Below are 16244 nucleotides of genomic sequence, written 5' to 3' on the forward strand. Positions count from 1 at the left end.
TTTGTATTTTTTATGTATGGTCATGCATATGATACCCGCAACCAAGGATAAGGAATCGAATTCCAAATTGGTACAATATTTCAATATCTTGTACAATATAGGCATACAACCCAATTGGAGGCACAGTGCATGATAATATTTGTATTTTTAATTGTAATGTCTTTTTCGTTTTTTATTTACTATAAGACAAAATACTTCAGAACCAAGTTACCTATGCAAAGAGCATATCTGTCCGGTAAATCATCCATCTCTTTAGGTGTATTTGTTGCTCTTTTCGGTCTTAATCAGCTATTCCTTTTTCATACAACTGTCACCTATATCGTCGCTGCTATTTTTATCATAGTTGGCGGATGGAGTATATATGGCGGTGTAAGAATGTATAAATATTATGCTCCCCTTGCTGAGGAAGAATATCAGGCGGCACTAAAATAATCGTATCATAATCATTACGTGAATATGCAAAATTGCCTTTATAGCTCCTATAAAGGCAATTTTTTATCGTTAACTACGCTCCAATAACTGGCAGGTCATCATGGCCTTACCGACCAATTTTCCTTCATTGAAGACTTCTATATCTACTTTTCCAAACTTCCGTCCAATTTCCAGTACCTTTGGTACAATTTCGAGTTTGCTCTCAAGCTGAACAGGCTTTAAGAAATAGATCGTCATATTCTCTACAACTAAATCACCGCGTTTATATCCTCGCAGCACTCTATTCGTTGCTTCAATTACCATAGCTGTAAATACACCATACGAGATCGTTCCCAAGTAATTAGTCATCTGAGGTGTCACCTCACACTGATAACTATCATTACCCTGAACAGCCGTCATTTGATTGGCGATGACATCATCAATCGTCTCACCGACCTGTGGTTGCCGCTGGCTCATTTGCAATGCCTTTAAAACATCTTGTCTGCTTATAATTCCAATTAAAAGATTGCGGTTATCAATGACTGGCAAGAGCTCAATACCCTCCCAAACCATCATATGAGCGGCAGATGCTACACTCGTCTTTTCACCTACAAAGATAGGATTTTTAGTCATAACTTTATCAATCTGTACGGAAGCATCAACCCCAAGAATATCCCTAGATGTAACCATTCCCTGCAGGCGCAAATTATCATCTACCACCGGAAAACGGCTATGCTTTGTCGCTTTATTCAGTTCAGTCCAACGTTCAACTGTATTTCCTGCTTTCAGTACTTCTGTTTTCTCAATTGGAATAAGAATATCTTCGACAAGTAAAATCTCTTTTTTAATCAGCTGATCATAGATTGCTCTATTAATCATTGTTGCAACAGTAAAGGTATCGTAAGACGTAGAGATCACAGGCATTTGCAATTCATCCGCAAGTTTTTTAACTGAATCCGCTGTATCAAATCCACCGGTGATGAGCACAGCTGCCCCTGTGGTTAATGCAAGTTCATGTGCTTTCACACGGTTCCCGACAATCAAAAGATTGCCTGCCTCTGTGTAACGCATCATCGCCTCAAGCTCCATAGCCCCTATGACAAATTTATTCAGAGTTTTATGAAGCCCTGATCTACCACCGAGGACCTGTCCATCAACGATATTAACAACCTCAGCAAATGTCAGTTTTTCTATGTTTTCTTTTTTCTTCCGTTCAATACGAATGGTTCCAACTCTTTCAATCGTACTGACATACCCTTTATTTTCAGCTTCTTTAATTGCTCGATAGGCGGTTCCCTCACTGACGGTCAGTGCTTTTGCAATTTGCCGTACAGAGATTTTTTGGCCAATCGGTAGTTCATCAATATATGCCAATATTTGTTCATGCTTAGTAGCCAAACTATTCACCCTTTTTCGTTATCCATTATTACTATTATAATGGGAAACGTTCCAATCAATCAATGTGACCTTTTATATTGTCTGGAAATATGGGGATTTTTTGTACCTTTTGACTGCGCAATTGTTCGTTTATTACCCACACTGTACAAAATAGCTGAAAGGTTCCCTCCCAAAACACTAAATGCGAGCGCAAGCCATGCGAATGAAAAAATGGTTTCTTCCATATTACCTTCAAATGATAGATATGGAAGTGCCCATAATAACATCGCCAGGCCAATTACCAAACTGATACCACAACGAATTTTCATAGATTTATCCCTCCTATAAGATAAATATATGAATAAACGAAAAAAAAAGAAGTACACATAAAACTAACAGGTTCGGTTTTAAGAACAAAATTAATTATGGATACATGCAGAAGTTAATTCAATTCACATTGAATTTGCTCATTTTTGCGTGCAATAAAGGATTTTTTCAGTTGAATTCTAAGTGTTTTAGAAATTTATGTTAAACTATTTTAGTGATTGATTAGTAAATTATTCCATTAAGAGGGAAGCGTATGAAAAAGTACTTGGTTACATTGATTGTATTGATTACTTTAAGTATGGGTGGCTATTTTCTTATTGGACTATTAAACGTAACACCACCTTCACCAACCATAACTGTTGAAGATAAAAATGTAGAGACCGCGCAAGGCTCATATTGCTGGAATGGACTCATAAATGCTGGTTGTGTTGATATGCCTTCTCCTCCAGAAATTATTAAAGATCACGAATTCAAACCTGTGGTTGCATCACCTGAATCCGAATTGAACATAGAATTCAAAAACACACCGCAAGAAAATACATTAAATGTAAATCAATGGCTTACCAATGAAAAAACAGCGAATGTACATATTCGGGATAATAAGATCGTATTGCCAAAAGAAAAAGGGATATATGTTTACGATGTATCGGCAAGATGGGAAAAGGGCGACTCAAGTTATGCTTTTGTAATAGAAATCCGCTAGTTAAAATAAATCACGTTAAAAAGCATCGGCATAGTACCGATGCTTTTCTTGGTTACACTATGAAAAATGGTTAGATTTTAATGCTAATTCTAGTATTAATTATTCTGATATTTAGCATTTTCTAAAAACCAATCCGTTCACATAAAACTCTATTTTTATAATTCAATAGATTCTCCCGGTTTCAGAACCCGAACGAGTTCTGAATCACATAAGGAAGCAAAATAATATGGATCCTGCTTAATCGGTGGGAACGTATTATAGTGAATTGGAACAACTTGTTTAGGGTGCAGGAATTCTGCAGCCAGCGCAGCATCTTCTGGCCCCATCGTGAAATTATCTCCAATCGGCAGGAATGCTAAATCAATCGGATGACGGTCACCAATCAACTTCATATCTGAGAATAAGCCTGTATCTCCGGCATGGTAAATCGTTTTACCTTCCGCTGTAATCAACAACCCTGCAGGCATCCCTCCATAAATTAATTGGCCATTATCCTCAAACCCCGTTCCGTGAAAAGCTTGGGTTAATTTCACTTTTCCAAAATCAAACTCATAAGCTCCACCGATGGACATGCCATGTGTTTTTACACCTTTCCATCCCAAGTATGTACTTAATTCAAAATTACAGATTACCAGCGCATCATGTTTTTTGGCCAACTGAACCGTATCACCCAAATGATCATCATGTCCATGTGTAATTAAAATATAATCCGGATTTACATCCTCCACTGTTAAATCTGTCAATTCATTTCCCGTAATAAATGGATCAATCAGCAATTGTTTTCCCTCTGTTTCGATTTTCACTACGGAATGGCCATGAAAAGATACTTTCATCTCCTTCAGTCCTTTCATTGTTTTTTCAATAAATACCCGTTAAATTAAGTTTTCTAACAATTTACATTATCCTGCATAATTGATACTCTACTTTCATAGTAACATTTACATAAAATATTATGGAGGTCCAATATGAGTAACTTAAATCACTTGGCAAATTGGCTTACCGAAAAACAGGCTGATGCTGCTTTTATCACGTCTACAGAAAATGTTTTTTACCTAAGTGGGTTCTATAGCGATCCTCATGAACGCTTATTGGCAGTAATTACTTTCCCTACTGAAGAACCTATTTTAATTTGCCCGCAAATGGAGGTTTCAGACGCAAAACAGGCTGGCTGGGGGTATGAAGTGCTTGGCATTTCTGATACCCAAAATCCATGGGAAGTTATTAAAGAAACACTGAAAAAAAGAAACATTTCTATTCAAACTCTGGCAGTGGAAAAAGAACATTTAACTATGGAACGACTTGAAGGACTTAATTCAATTTTAAACCAGCCGACATATATATCGGCGGAAGAAAAAATGCGTCAACTGCGTATGATTAAAAGTCCATCTGAATTAAAAATCATTAAAGAAGCTTGCCGTCTTGCTGACTATGCCATAAAAATCGGAACTGAAGAAATTGCAGAGGGTAAAACAGAAATGGAAATCCTGGCTGCTTTGGAGTATCAATTGAAAAGAGAAGGCGTATCCGAAATGTCCTTTGCAACAATGGTGCTAACTGGTGAAAACGCCGCTTCCCCTCATGGAGTTCCTGGACAAACGAAAGTCAAAAAAGGTGACCTGGTTCTATTCGACTTAGGTGTTGTGGTAGATGGATATTGTTCTGATATTACACGTACAGTTGCTTTCGGACAAATTAATGAAGAACAAAGGGAAATTTACAACACTGTTCTTGAGGCTCAAATTGCTGCAGTTGAAGCATGCCGACCTGGAAAAACTTGTGCCGAAATAGATTTAACAGCACGTAATATTATTAGAAATAAGGGATATGGTGACTATTTCCCTCATCGTCTTGGTCATGGCCTTGGAATTAGCGTTCACGAATATCCTTCCTTGACCGAAATCAATACACTGTCTCTTCAGGAAGGAATGGTCTTTACGATTGAGCCGGGTATTTATGTCCCTGGCAAAGCCGGCGTTCGCATAGAGGATGATCTATATGTGACTGAAAACGGGGTAGAAATTCTTACTAAATTCCCGAAAGAACTAGTAACTATTTAAGAGCACTATATAATAAACCAACAGACAGCGGGGATGAACTGCCCCTTAAAAGTTAGACACCAATCTAACTTTTAAGGGGTGTTTTTATTATGTATTAAAAAAGAATACTAATCGGATTGAGAGACATTATCTTTCTTGAATCATTAAGTATTTCAAAATAATATTCAATAAATTAAGATATTCGTTATTGTATTATTTATAATATTTATAATTCATTTCAAAATATGTTCATATAATATTCCGACTTTTCGTGTAATTTATAGTATAATATAAATATACTTAAAGGAGGAGATTAATATGGCATTAACCTATAATAATATCCTTGTGGCAGTTGACGGTTCACAGGAGGCAGAATGGGCTTTCAAAAAAGCTATTGACGTAGCAAAAAGAAATGACGCTAGGTTAGTTTTAGCTCATGTTGTCGACAACCGTACATTTGCTGCAGTTGAGGCATACAGCATTTCTATTTCTGAGAGCGCTGAGCAATATGCAAAAGACCTTTTAGAGGAATATAAACAAATTGCTCTTGATGCTGGTGTTAGAGATGTAGCTCTATCTATTGAGTTTGGATCTCCAAAAGTAAAAATTCCTAAAGATATCGCTAAATCTTTTAATGTTGACTTAATTATTTGTGGCGCAACCGGTTTAAATGCTGTTGAGCGTTTCTTTATCGGAAGCGTATCTGAACATATTATTCGTTATGCAAAATGCGACGTAATGGTTATTCGTTCCGATGATAAACCTGTGGATCAAGCTGCAGCAAAGTAAGTATACACGTAATTAACAATAAAAATCCCATGCGCCGCGCACATGGGATTTTTATTGTATGAGGCTCTTATTCCACTAAACTCTTTGCTTTATCAATAGCCAGTCTTACCTGATTAAAGCCAGTACCACCAGAGCTGTTTCTTCTTCTCACAGCCTCTTCCGGTTTCAAAGCTTCATAGATATCTTCCTCAATTAGATTGGATGCTTCTTTTAATTTTTCTAATGGAAGATCGAGTAGATAGTACCCCTTTTGTATACAATATAGAACTAATTTACCGACAATTTCATGCGCTTCACGAAAAGGGATTCCCTTAGCTGCCAAGTAATCAGCCAACTCGGTCGCATTTGAAAAATCGTTATAAACTGCTTCCTTCATCACATTTGTATGAACCTTCATAGTCTCTATCATTCCATTAAAAATTTTCAAAGATCCTTTTAGTGTGATAACCGTGTCAAACATGCCTTCTTTGTCCTCTTGCATGTCTTTATTGTAAGCCAGTGGCAAGCCCTTTAAGAGAGTTAATAACCCAAAGGCATTTCCATACACACGTCCGGTTTTACCGCGAATCAACTCTGCCATATCCGGATTTTTCTTTTGTGGCATAATACTTGATCCTGTTGAAAACGTATCATCCAATTCGATAAACCTATACTCTTGGCTGGACCACAAAATAATTTCTTCACTGAATCTGGATAGATGCATCATGATCAATGATGCATTATTCAAAAACTCTGCGATGAAGTCACGATCACTTACAGCATCTAAGCTATTTTCATAGATTCCATCAAACCCCATCAGCTGAGCAGTCAATTCCCGATTAATTGGGAATGTTGTACCAGCCAACGCGCCTGCTCCAAGAGGCGAGAGATTAATCCTTTTCAGGCTGTCCTGTAAACGTTCTTTATCTCGCTGAAGCATCCAAAAATAGGCCATAAAGTGATGCCCTAATGAAATAGGCTGGGCTCTTTGTAAATGAGTATATCCCGGAACAACTGTCTCGATATGCCTTTCGGCCACCTGAATCAGCGTGTTTTGGAATTCTGTAATTCCGCCGATGATTTCATTGACCTGGGAACGTAAATATAAATGCATGTCCGTTGCCACCTGATCATTACGGCTTCTGGCAGTATGCAATTTACCTCCAACCGGCCCAATTTCATCAATAAGTAATTTTTCCAAATTTAAATGGATATCTTCAAAATCTACAGAAAAAGAGAGCTCTCCTTTTTCCGCCTTTTCTTTTAAAGAGTACAATCCATTCTTAATTAACTCGACTTCCTCTTTCGAGAGAATCTCACAGGCTCCAAGCATTGTCACATGAGCAAGGCTTCCTTCGAGGTCTTCCATCACTAATTCTTGATCAAACGCGATGGAGGCGCCAAAGGAATCAATCCATTCTTCGGCAGTTTTCGTAAATCTGCCTCCCCACAGTTTTTTCACACTGTCACCTTCTTTTGATTGTGAACCTGACTGTTTACTTTTGTAGGCAGTCCCCATAGATTGATAAATCCAACCGCACTCGCATGGTCAAATTCGTCAGCTGAAGTATAGGTTGCCAGGTTTTCATTATAAAGAGAGTATTCAGACTTTCTACCTTCCACAATAGCATGACCTTTAAATAATTTCACACGTACTACGCCAGTCACAAAGCTTTGAGATTGTTTCAAAAAGGCAATCAAAGCATCTTTCAGCGGTGAAAACCATAGGCCCTCATAAATGAGTTCAGTTAATTTCTTCTCAATTACAGGCTTAAAATGTGCCAATTCTTTAACCATTGTTAGGTCTTCCAGTTCTTTGTGCGCTTTAATTAAAGTTAATGCACCAGGACACTCGTATACTTCCCTTGACTTAATTCCAACCAAACGGTTCTCCACATGATCAATTCTGCCAACACCATGTTTACCAGCAAGATTATTAAGATTCTGGATTAATGCGGCTAAAGGAGATTCAACTCCATTTAATGCAACAGGTACTCCTTCTTTAAACGTAATCTCAATAATATCTGGTGTATCAGGAGTATGTTCAAGAGCTGTTGTTAAATCATACGCTCCCTCCGGAGGGGCTGCCCAGGGATCCTCAAGAACTCCGCATTCATTACTGCGTCCCCATAAATTTTGGTCAATTGAGTATGGGCTATCTAAATTAATCGGTACAGGAATATTATTTTGTTTTGCATATTCAATCTCTTCCTCGCGAGACCAGCTCCAGTCTCTAACCGGTGCAAGTACCTTCAAGTTAGGGTTCAAAGCTTGAATTGATACTTCAAAACGTACTTGATCATTCCCTTTTCCTGTACAGCCATGTGCCACAGCAACAGCATTTTCTTTTTCCGCTACTTCAACAAGTTTTTTTGCAATCAATGGTCGGGATAAAGCAGAAATCAATGGATATTTCCCCTCATACATTGCATGCGCCTGAAGAGCAACTAACGCATAATCATTAGCAAATTCTTCTCTGGCATCTATTACATAGGAAGAACAGGCACCAACCTTAATAGCCTTCTCTTTTATAAAATCTAAATCTTTGCCTTCGCCTACATCCAGGCAGCATGCTACCACGTCATACCCCTTTTGTTTTAACCAGGAAATAGCAACTGATGTATCTAATCCTCCTGAATAGGCAAGTACTACTTTATTTTTATTCATGAACGTTCCCCTCCGATGTATATTTATTCAAATAAAAATGTTTTTATGCAATTAGAATATGTTATTCACTTTACCAACATTATGTGACTTTTTCAAGTATTTCCTGAAAATTTATTTTATGCTGAATCATTGTAACTTTCCGCTATTATAAATTACAAAAGAAATTCGTATATATTAGCCAGATTGTGTAAACTATTTGTATGAATGAACATTGGGAGTGAATTAAAATGGAGGATTTTTTCATATACGATGAACGTCTGGGTATACCGATTCCTCACCTGAAATTGGACTTTGCTGTCTACCCTCCTATTGTACAAAAAGCCATCCTAAACCGTTGGGAACAAATTAGAGGGGAGATCCCAGAGCGTATACAGGATATTGAACGGATTATTAATCATAAATTAAATCAGTTAAATGATGAAGATGATTTTGAGGTTTCATGTACTCTAAATTACGAAATTGCTGAACATGCCTCAATCATAAATGATTTATGGATTTGGTACAGAACTGAACAGGATTTAACAGGAAAAAAACATTTATAATTTGTGGTCTATTATCAAAAAAACCGCCCATTATTGTGGGCGGTTCATTCTATATTATTCATAAATTATGCAATTTAATCTTCCCTTACTTCCCGATGAAATGTACATGCTCTGGAAAGTTAATTTCTCCAATACTAATTTACAAACTTTTTTAGAACCGGGTATTTTAAATAAATCAGTTGAAATCTGCTGAAGACCTATATCAGTTACAACCATATCCATTCGAGAGCTTACTCCCTATATGTAGCTACACACGGTTGATACATCTATCAAAGGTTCTCTTTTTCACTTAAGTAACGATATTTATAAAATTTATCTGCAAAATCCGTAACTTTTTTTGTTAGACGATAATTAGCACCTGAACCGATAGCCATGCTTAGAATTGGTATTCCCTTAAATACCTTTTTCCTAAAGAAATATATAGCCATCACCTTCATCATTTGTTTAATAGGCTGATCAAACCAAAAAACATTGCTCAACTCATCTTCCCCTTCATAGAAATAAGAAGGTGAATGATCCAAATCCTCCATTAAGGTCTCCCAGAAATACTTTTGCATACGTTCTGGCATTGTACCAGCATGGAATACCTTTAGTGAAAGCATAATTTCATATGGGGTGTTCATTTCAAAACCATATGAAATTCCAATCAGCTGAATACTCCTTAAATTGATCACCATTTGAGCCGGCAAATCCGCTGCTAAAGCCACCCCTCCATTTACAGCCGAAATACCTCCCTGAACGAGAGAATACATCCGATGTCTGGCCACTTGCTGTTCAGCGATATAGGCCAACTGATCAATGGAAAGCTCTTTTAAGTCTTTTAGTGTTGATATATTTTCATCAAAAACGCGGGCATTTGTAAGTATACGATTCCTTGCATCAAGTTGGAATTGAGACTCATGAATCATGGAGTGCAGGTGAAATAACCAATTATCCATTTTTGAGAAAAACTCCTGTTGTGTACTCTCCGGCAACAGCGTGAACATATTCTCTATCCACCGATCATAATATGTTTCAAAATCGGTTGGCTCACTTGCCTTCATCTCCGCTTCCCACTCTTTTATTTCCATCCAAATTTCCTGATCCCGTTTCGTCAACGCCATATAATGATCACCTCTTTAAATGGTCTGATACAAAAAGTATATCACATATCGTACCAATTCCTATATTCTCGAAAATAGCTGTACAGAAGTCCTATGAATGAACAGATATAAGAATAACGCAAGATAACATCATCCATTTGAATACTCCTGAGTGAATTTAATAGCACTAAACACAAAAAAGGAATTCAGACTAGGAGCTATAAAGCTCTAGTCCGAATTCCTTTTATCATTAAACTAAAATTATGCAAGTTATTAATGTGTTAAACGTACCACATCACGGGCAATCATTACTTCTTCATCAGTTGGGATAATGATAACTTTAACTGGTGAATATGGATGGTTCACAAATTGCTCTTTTCCACGTACATTGTTTAAAGCTGGATCCCAATATACGCCCATGAATTCTAAACCTTTTAATACACGCGCACGGATTTCAGAACTATTTTCACCAATACCAGCTGTGAAGATAATTGCATCTACCCCGTTCATTTTCGCTGCGTAGGATCCAATATATTTGTGAATACCATCAGCAAATTTAGAGATAGCCAATTCAGCGCGCTCGTTACCTTCTTCAGCCGCTTGTTCAATATCACGTAAGTCGCTGGAGAAACCGGAAACACCAAGCATACCGGATTTTTTATTAAGAATATTGATTACATCATCAGCTGTTTTACCTGTTTTAGCCATTAAGAATGGGATTAAGGCAGGGTCTAAGCTTCCGGATCTTGTTCCCATTGTTAAACCTTCCAATGGAGTGAATCCCATAGTTGTATCGATAGATTTTCCGCCTTCAATTGCAGTAATACTTGCTCCATTACCTAAGTGGCAGGAGATTAAACGCAATTGCTCAAGAGGACGTTTTAATAGCTCAGCTGCACGCTCGGATACATATTTATGAGAAGTTCCGTGGAAACCATATTTACGGATTCCGTATTCTTTATAATAGTCGTATGGCAAGCTGTACAGATAAGAGCTTTCAGGCATTGTTTGGTGGAATGCTGTATCGAAAACAGCAACCGCTGGTACGTTTGGCAATACTTCACGAAAAGCTCTGATACCAGTTGCGTTCGCACGATTGTGAAGCGGCGCTAATTCAGCCAAGTCTTCAATTTGCTCCAATACTTCATCCGTAATAACAGCAGAATCCTTAAAGATTTCTCCGCCATGTACGATTCTGTGTCCAATTCCTTCAATTTCTTCAAGGGAATTGATGATTTTATATTCAGTAAGCTTTTCAAGCAAAAGCTTTACAGCAACGGAATGGTCAGGTATTTCTGTAACCATCGTTTTCTTTTCTCCATTTACTGTAATTGTAAAAATGGAGTCTTGAAGTCCGATTCTTTCTACAATCCCTTTAGTGATTACAGTTTCCTCAGGCATCTCAAATAATTGAAATTTCAAAGAGGAACTCCCAGCATTAATCGCGATTATTTTTGACATATATTCTCTGCTCCTTACATTTATGAATAGCATCGATGTTACACGGTAACTGCTTATTTTATATGTTCTCGATTCCAATTAAAACATTGAACAAGCGTTCTCGCAAGCCGAAATTACTTTGTTACCGTTTTCACAATAATATTATTTTATTTAAACAATTCTAACTTGTCAAAAAATTTATATAACGGTAATAAAACTTTCTTTTACTTTTCTTCTTCTATCCATGCATCAATTTTACTTAACATGGAAGCTGTAGCTGCCCTGTCAGATAGCTTCGGCATATTGACGAGCAAAACCTGCTTTGGTGCTTTTATATCTTTCCCTTTTTTCTGCAGGATAAGAATACTTTTAGCCGATTGCTTCGATTGGAATAAACTTTCAGGCAGCTGAATCATCCCCTGAATATATCCCTCTTCGTTAATAAATTGATGAAGAGCCTTTGCTTCAACTGTGTTGAAAAGATCATTAGGAATCAGGAAAAATAGATATGCCCCTTCTTTTGAATACGTGAAGCTTTGTTCAATTAATAAATGATGGGCATATGACATACCATTTTCAGATTTCACTTTAAAATCGGCCGCTCTCTGATCGTTTGGATAATAGCCTACCGGTAAATCACAAACTACTGCATCTGCAGGGTTAATAAACAACGGCTGCAGGCTATCCTGATGTAAAAATTGGATAGGATGGCCGATGAGATTAGCTCCACAATAGGCGAGTCGAATTAAAGTTTCATCGACCTCAACACCTGTAGCATCTAGCTCCTTTTTATCCAGTGAATTTAAAATAGAAAACAGAAGGTTACCTGTTCCGACTGCCAAATCAGTAATCGTTAACGTATCTTGATTTTTGGTGAATTTTTCGAGCAGATAAGCAAATAGAAATCCCAAGGCATCCGGAGTCATTTGATGATTTGCCTGAACATTAGATCTGCTGGATTTCAATACTGCCAATTGCCAACCTTTACGGATATCTTCTTTACTAAACTGCTCCAAAGGTTTATCCTGATAGCTATTTTTTAAACGTTTGACTGCCAGTTCACTCAATTCTTCCTGAAGAACGGCATTATGGAACCAATTTTCTCCTGTTTCAGCGATGGCTTCCAACTCTGTAATCCCTAGTTCGTCCTGTATTATAGTTGCGGTAGATGTTATCAATTCGTATATAGATTCAACATTTGTTGTGATCATTTTAAGTTCCTCCAGCTTTTATGCATTTTACTTTCCCCATTGTAGTATTACGTTTCATAAAGGACAAGTCTAATCATTCAAAAAAATACGTTCATTAAAAACGCCCCTTAAACGTTAGAAAAGCCTGTCTAACTTTAAGGGGCAGAAACTTTATATAGAGCTTTTTACTTTGCAGCTTTTGCTGCTTCAAGCGCTGCTTCATATTGCGGATGCGTAGTGCCTTCCGGTACATATTCCACATATGTCACTTTATTATTGCTGTCAACTACAAAAACAGCACGTGCCAATAAACGTAATTCTTTCATTAGTACTCCGTAAGCCTCTCCAAAAGAAGCGTCTCGGTGATCAGAAACCGTTATGACGTTTTCTAAACCTGCTGCTGCACACCAGCGTTTTTGAGCAAAAGGAAGATCCATACTTACTGTCATTACAACAACATCCCCTGCTTTTGCTGCCTCTTCATTGAATTTTCTTGTTTGAGTATCACAAACGCCTGTATCCAAAGAAGGTACGACACTAATAATTCTTACTTTTCCATCTGTATCTTTCAATGTTACTGGGGATAAATCATTAGCCAACACTGTAAAATCAGGTGCAGTGTCACCTACTTTTACTTCCTTACCAATCAATGTAACCGGATTACCTTTAAATGTTACTGTTGCCACACCAATTCCTCCTTATATTCCGATATATTCTCTACATTCTTAAGTATAGAGATATACATACTCTTTGTAAAAAAATAACCACATTCGCATGGAATGTGGTTATGATAAAACTTTACTAACAATCACATAAAGCTATTCCCTGATTCATTGGAAGAGGAATCTGAAGCATCCTGAGAATTAGAGTTATTTTTTTTATTGTTTTTCCCTACCTTCGAAATCATTGATTCTACCTTATCCATAGCAATCGGAGCTGAATCAAGAATTTTTTCGATTAGATGTGTACTCTCATTAAGATGAAGCATTTTTACACCATGTGCATTAACAATTAGAAACGCAATCGGTGTGATTGAAACACCACCTGCAGCTCCTCCGCCGAATGGATGACGCTTCTCCTCGCCAGTACCCTGGCTTCCTCCACGGCTAATTTGATAGTCACTGCCTCCAGCTGCATAGCCAAATCCAACCTTTGACACAGTCATTATCACACTGCCATCAGGAGTTTCTACGGGATCACCAATAATCGTATTAACATCAATCATACTTTTTAAGTTTTCCATTGCTGAATTCATAAGACCTTCAATTGGATGATTGGACATTTTATAACCTCCTGCATAGTTTTGCTTTATTCAAATTTTCATTTCCTATTCCCTTAGCATTAAACGTGCCAGCTTCCAACCTGCAACTATAGTTTTTGCCATTCGGACACGGGCTATGCATTCGATTTTCGTTTCAAATGGTTTCTTGACTGAGAAATATGGGATAATATCGATTTTAGGAGGTATCATTAATGAAAAATACTGACTGATGATACCAATAGCTCCGCCAGTTAAACCCCATAATGCTCCGGTTGCCACTGCTGTTGTTGATGCTTCACCTGTACCGTAATGAATTTCCATTTGCAAATCTGTCATTTGTATTTTAGAGGTGAATTTTTTTACAGTTTCTTGATAACTCCTCAATTGTGAAAGCATTTCCTTCAGATTCTGAAAGGCAGCTTGAACACCATCCATAGATAAAGATTCATCAGCAGAGGATTCACTTTGGTTTGATTGATTTTGTTGCCGATAAGTACTTTCTCGATAAGAAGAAGGCTGATATTTTTCGTCAGACAGCTGTACTACTTTAGAATAGTGGATAAGGCCCCTCCATAATTGAACCTTTATAATTGCCTTATTCTTTTCCTGAGTGTGATGATATTCAATATGTATCGTTACTTTCGAAAGCAAAAAGACGGATATAAGGATTAGCACAACTATACAAATCAGTAATAAAAGCTTCATCGTTTATATCCTCCCGAGTACGTCATCAAACAAACAGTATGGTCAATCATAACTGAATCTAAACTTCTCATTGACTTTTTTAACGTCGAGATAGCAAAAAGACCCCTTCTAACAGAAGGAGTCCTTTATAACCTGTATTTATTTACCGCGCTCTTCCAACACAACAACTGTATCACTGAACATATCATGAAAGCCCTGTTTCTTTGGATTAAATGCAATAACGATATAACCGAGCATAAGTACAGCGGAGATATATCGGCCAATCCATTCTCTAAAAATTACTGTTTTCCAATCCAAAGGCGTTCCATCCAATGATACCACTCTAAGACCCATAATCATTTTTCCTAGAGATTGGGCTAAAAATTTGGAAGTAAGAATGAAATACCCGAAAAATACTATCGAATCAACTATGGTATAAGCTGAGAAGATACCCGTATTATCCATAGAAATATCAAACAGTCTGAATATCGGATTGATAAATAATCGACTTATGCTGCCAATTACTATAAGATCGATGAGATAAGCCCAGAATCTCATCCAAAATCCTGCACGCAGATGGTTTGGAATAGAGTCAGGAGGCTGTATCTGTTCGTCTAAAGTCAGTTCTTCTTGATAATCTTCCATTTTCCACCCTCCTTAATTCGCAGAATATAGATACATCATCCGTGGCGATTGATTTTCAGTCATTAGGCTTTTGATCGTGCTTACCTCATCATTCACGCCTGCCCATTGCTGCATTTTCATCGAAAATAATGAGCTTAGGCTATCTGATCCAACTAAACGAACCACTTGTGCACCTTTTAGATTTTCACTTTTTTTCATATCGGCAATTACATCCTCTAAATAACCAAGCTCATCAATTAAATTAATCTCCTTTGCTTGACGGCCATCGTAGATACGCCCATCAGCAATTTTTCTTACTTCATCCTCAGGCATACTGCGCCCTTCCGCAATGACCTTCACGAATTGATCATAGGAGCTGGTAACCATCGATTGAAGAATTTCCTTTTCATCCTCTGTCACTTCTCTAAATGGATTCATAAGATCCTTAAATTTACCGCTTTTAATAGTGACCATGTCGATTCCATACTTTTCAGCTAACCCTTCAAAGTTATAGCTTTGCATAATGACTCCGAGTGACCCTGTCATTGTTTCCGGACTGGCAAATATCTTGTCGGCCGGTGTTGAAATATAATAACCTCCAGATGCAGCCTGTGAACCCATTGATACATATATTGGTTTCTTTGTTTCCTTTTTAATTTGCATTAACTTATTATGTATTTCCGCACTTTCTACGACACCGCCACCTGGGCTGTTGACGCGTAAAATAATTCCTTTGACCGTATCATTGTCCTTAATGGCATTCAATCTTTCCATAAAGGATCGGTGATTATAGGCTTCAGCCGTAAAATAACTTTCTTCCTCACCTGTGTCCTGAATGACTCCTTCTACATCCATGACAACAATTTGACTGTTCACATCCCCTTCTTCAATGATATCCTCCTCAAATAATGTATCCTCAAACAAATTTGTCATAGCAGACTCTTCACTTGAAAATGTTGAGATAGCATTCATAAGAACGGATACAAAAAATATCACCGCTGCTATTCCAAGTGCCAACCATCTTTTTTTACTCATACAAATTGTCCCCCAATCACGCTTTAAGTAGTTTTAATGTTCTTATTATTCATGATAGAATTATTATAGCACCTTATTTTGGTAAACCTATAATCAG

19 protein-coding genes are annotated in these 16244 nt (G+C 37.4%); 5 read left to right on the forward strand and 14 right to left on the reverse strand.

Going from position 1 to position 16244, the window contains the following annotated elements; all coding sequences use genetic code 11:
• Window positions 1–129 precede the first annotated feature (129 nt).
• The gene (locus FHY47_RS14585) at window positions 130–432 is read left to right on the forward strand and encodes a YtpI family protein (RefSeq protein ID WP_066108943.1); all 303 of its coding nucleotides are present in this window, start codon (window positions 130–132) and stop codon (window positions 430–432) included.
• 69 nt (window positions 433–501) lie between these two features.
• Here FHY47_RS14585 and FHY47_RS14590 read toward each other — a convergent pair whose 3' ends face one another.
• Window positions 502–1809 carry a CBS domain-containing protein gene (locus FHY47_RS14590; protein ID WP_066108946.1) on the reverse strand — a complete coding sequence of 436 codons (1308 nt, stop codon included), beginning with the start codon at window positions 1807–1809 and terminating at the stop codon, window positions 502–504.
• Between the two features lie 59 nt (window positions 1810–1868).
• Window positions 1869–2117 carry a hypothetical protein gene (locus FHY47_RS14595; protein ID WP_066108949.1) on the reverse strand — a complete coding sequence of 83 codons (249 nt, stop codon included), beginning with the start codon at window positions 2115–2117 and terminating at the stop codon, window positions 1869–1871.
• A 251-nt stretch (window positions 2118–2368) separates the two neighbouring features.
• Between FHY47_RS14595 and FHY47_RS14600 the strand changes: the two genes are divergently transcribed.
• Entirely contained in the window at window positions 2369–2818 is a 450-nt protein-coding gene (locus FHY47_RS14600; protein WP_066108952.1) for a hypothetical protein, read from the forward strand.
• A gap of 155 nt (window positions 2819–2973) precedes the next feature.
• Here FHY47_RS14600 and FHY47_RS14605 read toward each other — a convergent pair whose 3' ends face one another.
• Entirely contained in the window at window positions 2974–3651 is a 678-nt protein-coding gene (locus tag FHY47_RS14605) for a metal-dependent hydrolase (RefSeq protein ID WP_066108955.1), read from the reverse strand.
• Between the two features lie 132 nt (window positions 3652–3783).
• Between FHY47_RS14605 and FHY47_RS14610 the strand changes: the two genes are divergently transcribed.
• A complete protein-coding gene (locus FHY47_RS14610; RefSeq protein WP_066108958.1) occupies window positions 3784–4875 on the forward strand; it encodes a M24 family metallopeptidase in 1092 nt (363 codons plus the stop codon).
• Window positions 4876–5172: 297 nt separating this feature from the next.
• Window positions 5173–5643: a universal stress protein gene (locus FHY47_RS14615; RefSeq protein ID WP_066108961.1), complete on the forward strand. Its 471-nt coding sequence runs from the start codon at window positions 5173–5175 to the stop codon at window positions 5641–5643.
• A 67-nt stretch (window positions 5644–5710) separates the two neighbouring features.
• Here the strand turns inward: FHY47_RS14615 and argH are convergent, their stop codons facing one another.
• Both argH and FHY47_RS14625 read right to left on the reverse strand, forming a co-directional pair.
• Window positions 5711–7084 (reverse strand): argininosuccinate lyase, encoded by a 1374-nt coding sequence (argH, locus tag FHY47_RS14620; RefSeq protein ID WP_139892799.1) that lies wholly within the window; start codon window positions 7082–7084, stop codon window positions 5711–5713.
• The gene (locus FHY47_RS14625; RefSeq protein WP_066108966.1) at window positions 7081–8289 is read right to left on the reverse strand and encodes an argininosuccinate synthase; all 1209 of its coding nucleotides are present in this window, start codon (window positions 8287–8289) and stop codon (window positions 7081–7083) included. The genes argH and FHY47_RS14625 overlap by 4 nt, the downstream gene beginning before the upstream one ends.
• A gap of 227 nt (window positions 8290–8516) precedes the next feature.
• Here FHY47_RS14625 and FHY47_RS14630 point away from each other — a divergent pair, with 227 nt between their 5' ends.
• Entirely contained in the window at window positions 8517–8831 is a 315-nt protein-coding gene (locus FHY47_RS14630) for a hypothetical protein (RefSeq protein ID WP_066108968.1), read from the forward strand.
• 54 nt (window positions 8832–8885) lie between these two features.
• Here FHY47_RS14630 and FHY47_RS19005 read toward each other — a convergent pair whose 3' ends face one another.
• From FHY47_RS19005 to sppA, 9 genes are all read right to left on the reverse strand, one after another.
• Window positions 8886–9053 carry a hypothetical protein gene (locus FHY47_RS19005; protein WP_175354317.1) on the reverse strand — a complete coding sequence of 56 codons (168 nt, stop codon included), beginning with the start codon at window positions 9051–9053 and terminating at the stop codon, window positions 8886–8888.
• A 47-nt stretch (window positions 9054–9100) separates the two neighbouring features.
• Window positions 9101–9934 (reverse strand): EcsC family protein, encoded by an 834-nt coding sequence (locus FHY47_RS14635; RefSeq protein ID WP_066108971.1) that lies wholly within the window; start codon window positions 9932–9934, stop codon window positions 9101–9103.
• A gap of 252 nt (window positions 9935–10186) precedes the next feature.
• A complete protein-coding gene (locus FHY47_RS14640) occupies window positions 10187–11374 on the reverse strand; it encodes an acetate kinase (RefSeq protein WP_066108974.1) in 1188 nt (395 codons plus the stop codon).
• Between the two features lie 203 nt (window positions 11375–11577).
• Entirely contained in the window at window positions 11578–12564 is a 987-nt protein-coding gene (locus tag FHY47_RS14645) for a class I SAM-dependent methyltransferase (RefSeq protein ID WP_139892796.1), read from the reverse strand.
• A 164-nt stretch (window positions 12565–12728) separates the two neighbouring features.
• Window positions 12729–13229 carry a thiol peroxidase gene (gene tpx / locus FHY47_RS14650; protein WP_066108980.1) on the reverse strand — a complete coding sequence of 167 codons (501 nt, stop codon included), beginning with the start codon at window positions 13227–13229 and terminating at the stop codon, window positions 12729–12731.
• A 122-nt stretch (window positions 13230–13351) separates the two neighbouring features.
• Window positions 13352–13825 (reverse strand): GerW family sporulation protein, encoded by a 474-nt coding sequence (gene ytfJ / locus FHY47_RS14655; RefSeq protein WP_066108985.1) that lies wholly within the window; start codon window positions 13823–13825, stop codon window positions 13352–13354.
• Between the two features lie 45 nt (window positions 13826–13870).
• Complete coding sequence (locus tag FHY47_RS14660) at window positions 13871–14509, reverse strand: DUF2953 domain-containing protein (protein ID WP_066108988.1); 639 nt, start codon at window positions 14507–14509, stop codon at window positions 13871–13873.
• Window positions 14510–14647: 138 nt separating this feature from the next.
• Window positions 14648–15133 carry an RDD family protein gene (locus FHY47_RS14665; protein WP_077248180.1) on the reverse strand — a complete coding sequence of 162 codons (486 nt, stop codon included), beginning with the start codon at window positions 15131–15133 and terminating at the stop codon, window positions 14648–14650.
• 12 nt (window positions 15134–15145) lie between these two features.
• Window positions 15146–16147, reverse strand: coding sequence for a signal peptide peptidase SppA (gene sppA / locus FHY47_RS14670; RefSeq protein ID WP_066108993.1), 1002 nt, complete (start codon window positions 16145–16147; stop codon window positions 15146–15148).
• Between the last annotated feature and the right edge of the window lie 97 nt (window positions 16148–16244).

It is taken from the genome of Bacillus sp. E214, assembly GCF_008087365.1.
Classification (GTDB): domain Bacteria; phylum Bacillota; class Bacilli; order Bacillales; family Pradoshiaceae; genus Pradoshia.